The organism is Ruthenibacterium lactatiformans (genome assembly GCF_000949455.1).
Lineage (GTDB): Bacteria > Bacillota > Clostridia > Oscillospirales > Ruminococcaceae > Ruthenibacterium > Ruthenibacterium lactatiformans.
Window position 1 is genome coordinate 52,743 of sequence record NZ_JXXK01000025.1, and the last position, 7,148, is coordinate 59,890.

The following is a 7,148-nucleotide window of genomic DNA, read 5'->3' on the forward strand; positions in this document are numbered from 1 at the left end:
TTCCTTGCTGTATCCGGCAGCAAAAAAGGCGCCGCCCGCAGGGTATACCATACCCTGCGGGCAGCGCCTTTGCTGTTCATACGCATTATCATACCACAGTGCCCGGCAGCTTTCAAGCCTGCGGCCCATTTTATCCGAATTGTACATTTGCCCGAAAAAAGTATATAATAGGAAATAACAAAACAATGAAGGGCGCCGACGGCCGCGCCCCCCCGAAAGGAACGACTATATGGAAAACGACGGAAAGGTCATCGCGTTGCTCATCGACGCGGAGAACGTCTCGCCCAAATACATCAAGACGATCATCGACGAGGTGAGCATGTACGGCACCCCCGCCTACAAGCGCATTTACGGAGATTGGACGGCCCCCGACATGGTGAGCTGGAAAAAAATGCTTCTGGAGCACAACCTGACGCCCATCCAGCAGTTCAGCTACACACAGGGCAAAAACGCGTCGGACTCCGCCATGATCATCGACGCAATGGATATTCTGTACACAAAAAATGTGGACGGGTTCTGCATCGTCAGCTCAGATTCCGACTTCACGCGGCTGGCCGCGCGCCTGCGCGAGAGCCGTATGTTCGTCATTGGCATGGGAGAGAGCAAGACCCCCACGGCGTTCAAATCCGCCTGCGACACCTTCAAATACCTGGACGTGCTGATGGGAATGAAAAAGGAGACGCTGCCCGTGGCTGTGTCCGAAAAGGCTTCCAAGCAGCCGGCCCAGCAGCCGAAAGCCGCGAAGAAGCAGGCCCAGCCCGCTCAGCCAAAAAAAGCCGCAGGCAAAAAGGGTCAGAAGCCGGAGCCGGAAAAGGAACCGGAGCCCGTTCCCGCCGCGCCTGCGGAGCCGCATCACGACGAGGAACTGGCCGCCGCGTTCGTCTCTTTGGACGAGATCGTAGCAAAAATCCGCGAGATCGTAGAGCACGACTCCGACGAGGACGGCTATATGCCGCTTTCCCAGGTGGGCGTGATGCTCTCGCGTATTTACGCGGACTTTGATTCCCGCAACTACGGCTTCTCCAAGCTGCACAAGCTCATCGACTATACCAAAGCGTTCGAGACGAAGTACGAGCAGTTTGAAAACGGCGGAAAGAACCTCGTTATCCGCAACAAGGGGTGAACGGGATGGCGCCGGAGCTGGAGCGGCAGCTTGCCGCATACCATCCCTGCTGCGAGCAGGAAGCCGTGGACCGGGACGTGATGCTGCATTTTCTGCGGGAAAACACGGATGCGTTCACGCGGGAAAACCTTGTGGCGCATTTCACCGCATCGTCGTGGATCGTAAACAGCAGCCGTACCCATGCGCTGATGGCCTGGCACAACCTGTACCGGGCATGGAGCTGGACGGGCGGCCACGCCGACGGCGAAACAGACCTGCTTTCCGTGGCTCTGCGGGAGGCCCGGGAGGAGACGGGCCTCGTTCACGTCGCGCCCGTATTTCCGGAGATCTTCTCACTGGAGACCCTCTGGGTGGAGGGGCACGAAAAGCGCGGCAAATATGTGCCGTGTCATCTGCATCTGAACGTAACCTATCTGCTGGAAGCCGACGCAGGAGACGCGCTGCGGGCAAAGCCCGACGAGAACAGCGGCGTGCGCTGGTTCATGCTGGACGAAGCCGTGGAGGCCTCCACCGAGGAATGGATGCGCGCCCGCGTGTACGAAAAGCTGAACCGCAAGGTGCGCGCGCTGGGCTGACGCCCGCAAGTCTTTGAAAAAGCTGCCGCGTCCGGGGCGGGGCTGGGCGGGGCGGAGGATAGCCCTTCCGCCCGCCGGGCGCTTTTTGAGGAAAACTCTATGAAGATCGACCGTCTCATCGGCATCGTCACGATCCTGCTGCAAACCGAAAAAAGCACCGTGCCCGCGCTGGCGCAGCGGTTTGAGGTGTCGCGCCGTACCATCGAGCGCGACATCGACGCACTGTGCCGGGCCGGTGTCCCGCTGGTGACGGTGCAGGGCTACGGCGGCGGGGTATTCATTGAACCGCGCTATAAGCTGGACAAGACGCTGCTCTCCGGCCCGGAGCTGGCCGCTCTGGTGGCCGGAGCTGCGGGCGTAGGCAGCGTTTCCCCCGCGCCGCTGGCCCGCAGCCTGGCCGAAAAGCTGGGCGGTTCAGGCACGGACGACCTGCTCATCGACCTCTCCTCCCATTACCGGGAGAGCCTGACACCGAAGATAGAGCTGCTTCGCACGGCCATCGCAGAGCATGCCCGTGTGCGCTTCACCTATTACTATGCCAAAGGCGTTGCAGAAAAATGTGCGGAGCCCTACCGCATCGTATTTCAGTGGGGAGACTGGTACATGTTCGGCTGGTGTCCGGACGCGGCAGGCTGGCGCATGTACAAGCTTAACCGCCTGACGCTCCTGTCCGTCACGGCGCAGACGTTTGAACCCCGCGCCATACCGCCCGAAGCGCTGGATTTCAACGCGCGCTTCCACGACGGCACACTGCTGCGCGCCCGCGTCGCGGCCAGCGAATGCTACCGCCTCGTGGAGGAGTACGGCCCGGCCTGCTATACCCGCCAGCCGGACGGAAGCCTGCTGCTGGAGATCGGCTACACCAACGAAGACGTCGCGGCAGCCTGGCTGCTGGGGTTCGGGGCAAAGGCCGAAGTGCTGGAACCGCCCGCGCTGCGGGCGCGCATGGCGTCCGAGGCGCAGGCTCTGTGCGCGGTATATGGCGCGCCAAAAAAATAAAAACACAGGGACACGACACGCAGATGTCGTGTCCCTGTGTTTATAATCAATGCAAAGGAGGCGAACCGCCATGAAAAAAATTGAGACCGGGGCCGCACGGCCCGAAACGTTTCCCGAGCAATGGCCGGGACAATGTGAGGTGTTTTCCCATTTGGAATACGCCTGCGGCATCCCGTCCATCCTGTACGCCGTTACAACGTATAAAGAAAACGGCCTGGGCAATGTATGCTGCGGCGCATGGGCCAGCTTTCCCGGAGACGGCGGCGGCTTTTATGCGCTGGTGCCGCTGCCGGCCAGCACGCACACACTGGCGAATATCCGCCGCACCGGAGAATTCTGCGTCAACTTTCTTCCCGTCCGGCACTTTGACGCGCTGATGCGCACCGTGCGCCAAAACGGCATGGAGGACGATGAGTTTACCGAGGGCGGCTTCACGCCGGAGCCCGCCCGCACTGTGGGTGCTCCGCGCATTGCGGAGAGCTTTCTCACGCTGGAATGCAGAGCAGAACGCATCGAAGCTCTTTCCGATTCGGGACGCATGATGTTGGTGAAAGGGCGGGTACTCAACGCGGTATCCGCGCCGGATCACGCACAGGGCGTGGACAAACGATACGGTCCGGAGGGCTTTGTCCTCAACATCAACGAGCCCCGGAACCTGCTGGCGCATCATTCGGACGCCCCCAGTGCCCTGGCCACACTGCATGTGGAGCGGGAATATCAATAACAGACAAAATCACAAACGCCCGGCGGAACACTCCGCCGGGCGCTTGTGCTGTTATAAAATCATCCCCGCCTGGCAATGTTCCGCGCGCAAGCCGCGCCCAGCAGGCCCGTGCATCCCAGCGTGATGGCCAGCGGAAACGAGACCGGCGTGTCCACGCCGTTCATCCCCTGCCATACGGCCTGGGGCAGTGCAAGGCAGGTGCAGAAGAAGAAAGCCAGCAGCCCGCAGCGGCTGAGTGCCGGCGCCGTGCCGACGCCGCCGGGCAGATACAGCGCCCGCAGCAGCGCCGTCACAAACAGAAGCGCCGCCAGCGCGGAAAAAATCTCCACCGCCGGCAGGATGCGGTACAGGCTGGCGGGCTGCTCCACAAAACGCACCACTGTGTGCAGGTAAAACGCGGCGCTTCCGGCCACGCCCAGATACAGCATCCAGCCGCCCCGTTTTTCCCGGGCGCGGTTTTCAAAAAACACCAGAAGGCACCACACGCCGAACACGACGAACAGCGCCGCGCGCGTCACATCCGCCAGCTGCCCCAGCAGGATGCGCTCCGCCGTCTGGTGGCGGCCCGCCTGCTCCGGCGTGCCGAACAGCACGTTCAGCACCGTCAAAAAGCCGTACAGCTCACTGCAGAAGGCCAGCGGCACAAACACAAAATTCACGCCGCTCATCCACACGCCCGCACCCGGCCGCAGCCCGCAGGGCTGCTTGCGCGGCACATACAGCCCGGCCAGCCACGCCAGAATGACAACAGGCGCCATCAGCCAGTACCGGGTCCAGACGCTGCCGGAAAGCAGAAAGCCCGTGGCGGTATCCGTATTCAAAAACAGGTCTGCCGCGCGCGCGGCCCCCAGCAGCAGGCTCACGGCCAGCGTGCCGGTGCAAAACGCTTTTTTCATCCACGTTCCTCTAACGGTATATATTCCTGCTCATGCCCCAGATATTTGTAAGCCGGGCGCATGATGCGGTTTGCAAACACGACCTCCTCCACGCGGTGCGCGCACCAACCGGGAATGCGGCTGATGGCAAACAGCGGCGTGAACAGATCCTCGCTGATGCCCAGCATCCGGTAGATCAGGCCGGAAAACAGGTCCACATTGGCGCACACGTCCTTTGTGCCCTTTACCTCGCGCACCGCGTCCGGCCCAAGGCGCTCCACGGCGCACAGCACGCGGAACTCATCCTCAAAGCCCTTTTCAACAGCCAGATGCTCCGCGTTGCGGCGCAGGATCACGGCGCGGGGGTCGCTTTTGGTATACACGGCATGGCCCATGCCATAGATAAGTCCGCTGCCGTCGCCCGCCTCTTTGCGCAGGATCCTGCGCAGAAACGCGGCGATCTCGGCGTCGTCCGAATGGTCCTTCACGCCTTCCATGATATAGCCCAGCATCTCCATGACCTTGTGGTTGGCGCCGCCATGCTTGGGACCCTTCAGGCTGCCGATGGCCGCCGAGATGGCCGAATAGGTATCCGTACCGGAACTGGACAGCACACGGCAGGCAAAGGTCGAGTTGTTGCCGCCGCCGTGGTCTGCATGCAGCACAAGGCAAAGATCCAGCAGCTTTGCTTCTTCCTTGGTGAACTTCTGGTCCGCCCGGTATGTGGAGAGGATATGCTCCGCCGTGCTCTGTCCCGGCTGAGGCAGGTGCAGGTACATGCTCTGGCGGTCGTACACGCGCCGTTTGATCTGGTACGCGTTCACCATGATGGTGGGCAGGCTGGCGATGAGCGCGATGCTCTGCGAAAGGATATTCGTCAGCGACTGCTCTTCCGGGTTGTCGTCATAGGAATACAGCGCCAGAACGCTGCGCGCCATCTTGTTCATGATATTCGGCGAAGGCGCCTTCATGATCATGTCCTCGGCAAAGTCCTTGGGCAGCTCGCGGTGAGCCTCCAGCACCTGCTTGAACGAAGCCAGCTGGTGCGGCGTGGGCAAGCTGCCGAACAGAAGCAGCCAGATGACCTCCTCGAAGACGAAGCGGTCCTCCGCGTATGCCGCACGGACGATCTGTTCCACATCAATGCCCCGGTAGATGAGCTTGCCGTCCGTTGGCACGCGTTTGCCGTCCACAAGGTCGTAGCCAACGACGTCGCAGACGTTTGTCAGCCCCGCCAGAACGCCGGTGCCATCCGGGTTCCGCAGGCCTCGCTTGACCCCCAGCCGTTCGCTGGCTTCCGGGTCGATGAAGTTATTTTTGAGATACTCGTCGCATAGATATGCGATAGAGCCTGTCTTCTCAAATTCCTGATTGACAGACATGCCTTTACGCCCCTTTCCCTATTCCTGCATTTCTGCACCCCTCTTCGGCTTTCCAAAAGCCAGATGCATACAGTTTATTATACATTCTGCCGGTGCAAAAAACAAGGCGCAGCCGGCCCGTCCTCAACAAAGCGTCTGCAAACGCTGTTGCGGCGGCCACTGCGGGAAAGCGGCGCCCCGCCCCGTGCGCGTTCCGGGCGGACAACCCCCGCGGAAACGAACGCACAAAAGTAAAAAACGGAGGGATCGTTGATGAAAAAGGTATTGCCGCTTGTGCTCCTGTTCGCCGTGCTCATTTATATTCTGCCGCTGGCCGCGCTGTTTTTTCCATCCGGGAAAAACGAAGAAAGCGGCTCCGGTACAGCTCCCGCACCGTCCGCCTCCGCGCCGCCGGTCACGGACGGTACGCAAGCGCCATCCGCGCCGCAGCCCGGCACCAGCGCCGCAGACGACGCGGAGCCTCCCCTGCTCATTCTGGACGAAAACACCGGAGAGGTGGCGGAGGTGTCCGTGCGGGACTTTGTGCGCGGCGCAGTGGCGGCCGAAATGCCCATGACCTATCCGGACGAAGCCCTGCGCGCACAGGCCGTGGCCGCGCACAGCTACGCACTGGCCGTCAAGGCCCAGGCCGACCCGGACAACGAGGCGTTGAAAGGCGCGTATTTCAGCGCCAACCCCACCCAGCGGCTGGGCTACATCACCGACACCGTAATGCGCGCCATGTGGGGCGAGGACTACGAGGCCAACCGCACCCGGCTGTACACCGTGGTGGATTCCGTGCTGGACGAGATCCTGCTGTACGACGGCCAGCCCGCCATGGCCTGCTACCATGCGATATCCGGCGGCAAAACGGAAGCCGCTGAGGCCGTGTGGGGTGCGGCGGTGCCGTATCTGGTTTCTGTGGATTCTCCCCTGGACCTTACCAGCCCCGATTATGAGCAGACCATCACCGTGACCAAACAGGAGGTGGCGGAGGATATCGCCGCGGCGTTCCCGGATATCGTGCTGGAGGGCGACGCAGCGGGATGGTTCGGCACGCCTCAGCTTACGGCCGCGGGCTATGTGGACAGCATCACCATCGGCGGCGTACCCTGCAAGGGTACGGCTGTGCGTGCGGCGCTGCGGCTGCGCAGCGCGTCCTTCACCATAACCTGGACGGAGAAGCATCTGTTTGAGATCACCACTCGCGGCTACGGCCACGGCGTGGGCCTGAGCCAGTACGGCGCAAACGCGCTTGCATTGACGGGCAAGAGCTATCAGGAGATCCTGTCCCTGTACTACCCCGGCACCACGCTGGGCCCCGCGCCCCGGTGACGCCGAGTACGGGCTGGCACGCGGGCGTGTGATATGGTATAATATGTCCGGTTGGTGAATGCGAGCCGCAGGCGAAGCATGAGCCTGGCGGCATAGATACCATATTTCTTAGTGAACGCGAGCAGTGCGCGAAGTGTGAGCTTAAAAATATGGTAT

Annotated in this window: 7 protein-coding genes; 5 read left to right on the forward strand and 2 right to left on the reverse strand. The window is 61.6% G+C overall.

Going from position 1 to position 7,148, the window contains the following annotated elements; translation table 11 throughout:
• Window positions 1-229 precede the first annotated feature (229 nt).
• The 4 genes from TQ39_RS21285 to TQ39_RS14675 all read left to right on the forward strand — a co-directional run bounded on the left by TQ39_RS21285 (window position 230) and on the right by TQ39_RS14675 (window position 3,421).
• Window positions 230-1,123 carry an NYN domain-containing protein gene (locus tag TQ39_RS21285; protein ID WP_009321933.1) on the forward strand — a complete coding sequence of 298 codons (894 nt, stop codon included), beginning with the start codon at window positions 230-232 and terminating at the stop codon, window positions 1,121-1,123.
• Window positions 1,124-1,128: 5 nt separating this feature from the next.
• Complete coding sequence (locus TQ39_RS14665) at window positions 1,129-1,698, forward strand: NUDIX hydrolase (RefSeq protein WP_050006065.1); 570 nt, start codon at window positions 1,129-1,131, stop codon at window positions 1,696-1,698.
• Window positions 1,699-1,797: 99 nt separating this feature from the next.
• The gene (locus TQ39_RS14670) at window positions 1,798-2,697 is read left to right on the forward strand and encodes a helix-turn-helix transcriptional regulator (RefSeq protein WP_009321931.1); all 900 of its coding nucleotides are present in this window, start codon (window positions 1,798-1,800) and stop codon (window positions 2,695-2,697) included.
• A 70-nt stretch (window positions 2,698-2,767) separates the two neighbouring features.
• Entirely contained in the window at window positions 2,768-3,421 is a 654-nt protein-coding gene (locus TQ39_RS14675) for a flavin reductase family protein (RefSeq protein WP_050006066.1), read from the forward strand.
• A 59-nt stretch (window positions 3,422-3,480) separates the two neighbouring features.
• Here the strand turns inward: TQ39_RS14675 and TQ39_RS14680 are convergent, their stop codons facing one another.
• A complete protein-coding gene (locus TQ39_RS14680; RefSeq protein ID WP_009321929.1) occupies window positions 3,481-4,317 on the reverse strand; it encodes a hypothetical protein in 837 nt (278 codons plus the stop codon).
• Window positions 4,314-5,678 (reverse strand): citrate synthase, encoded by a 1,365-nt coding sequence (locus TQ39_RS14685; protein ID WP_050006067.1) that lies wholly within the window; start codon window positions 5,676-5,678, stop codon window positions 4,314-4,316. Before TQ39_RS14685 ends, TQ39_RS14680 begins: the two co-directional genes overlap by 4 nt.
• A gap of 252 nt (window positions 5,679-5,930) precedes the next feature.
• Here TQ39_RS14685 and spoIID point away from each other — a divergent pair, with 252 nt between their 5' ends.
• On the forward strand, window positions 5,931-6,992 hold the full coding sequence (spoIID, locus tag TQ39_RS14690; protein WP_009321927.1) for a stage II sporulation protein D: 1,062 nt from the start codon (window positions 5,931-5,933) through the stop codon (window positions 6,990-6,992).
• Window positions 6,993-7,148: the final 156 nt, after the last annotated feature.

Excerpts from the sequence above, each read along its gene's own strand:
- spoIID (WP_009321927.1), top strand. The coding sequence starts at position 5,931 with ATGAAAAAGGTATTGCCGCTTGTGCTCCTGTTCGCCGTGCTCATTTAT.
- TQ39_RS14665 (WP_050006065.1), top strand. The coding sequence starts at position 1,129 with ATGGCGCCGGAGCTGGAGCGGCAGCTTGCCGCATACCATCCCTGCTGC.
- TQ39_RS21285 (WP_009321933.1), top strand. The coding sequence starts at position 230 with ATGGAAAACGACGGAAAGGTCATCGCGTTGCTCATCGACGCGGAGAAC.
- TQ39_RS14670 (WP_009321931.1), top strand. The coding sequence starts at position 1,798 with ATGAAGATCGACCGTCTCATCGGCATCGTCACGATCCTGCTGCAAACC.
- TQ39_RS14680 (WP_009321929.1), bottom strand. The coding sequence starts at position 4,317 with ATGAAAAAAGCGTTTTGCACCGGCACGCTGGCCGTGAGCCTGCTGCTG.
- TQ39_RS14675 (WP_050006066.1), top strand. The coding sequence starts at position 2,768 with ATGAAAAAAATTGAGACCGGGGCCGCACGGCCCGAAACGTTTCCCGAG.
- TQ39_RS14685 (WP_050006067.1), bottom strand. The coding sequence starts at position 5,678 with ATGTCTGTCAATCAGGAATTTGAGAAGACAGGCTCTATCGCATATCTA.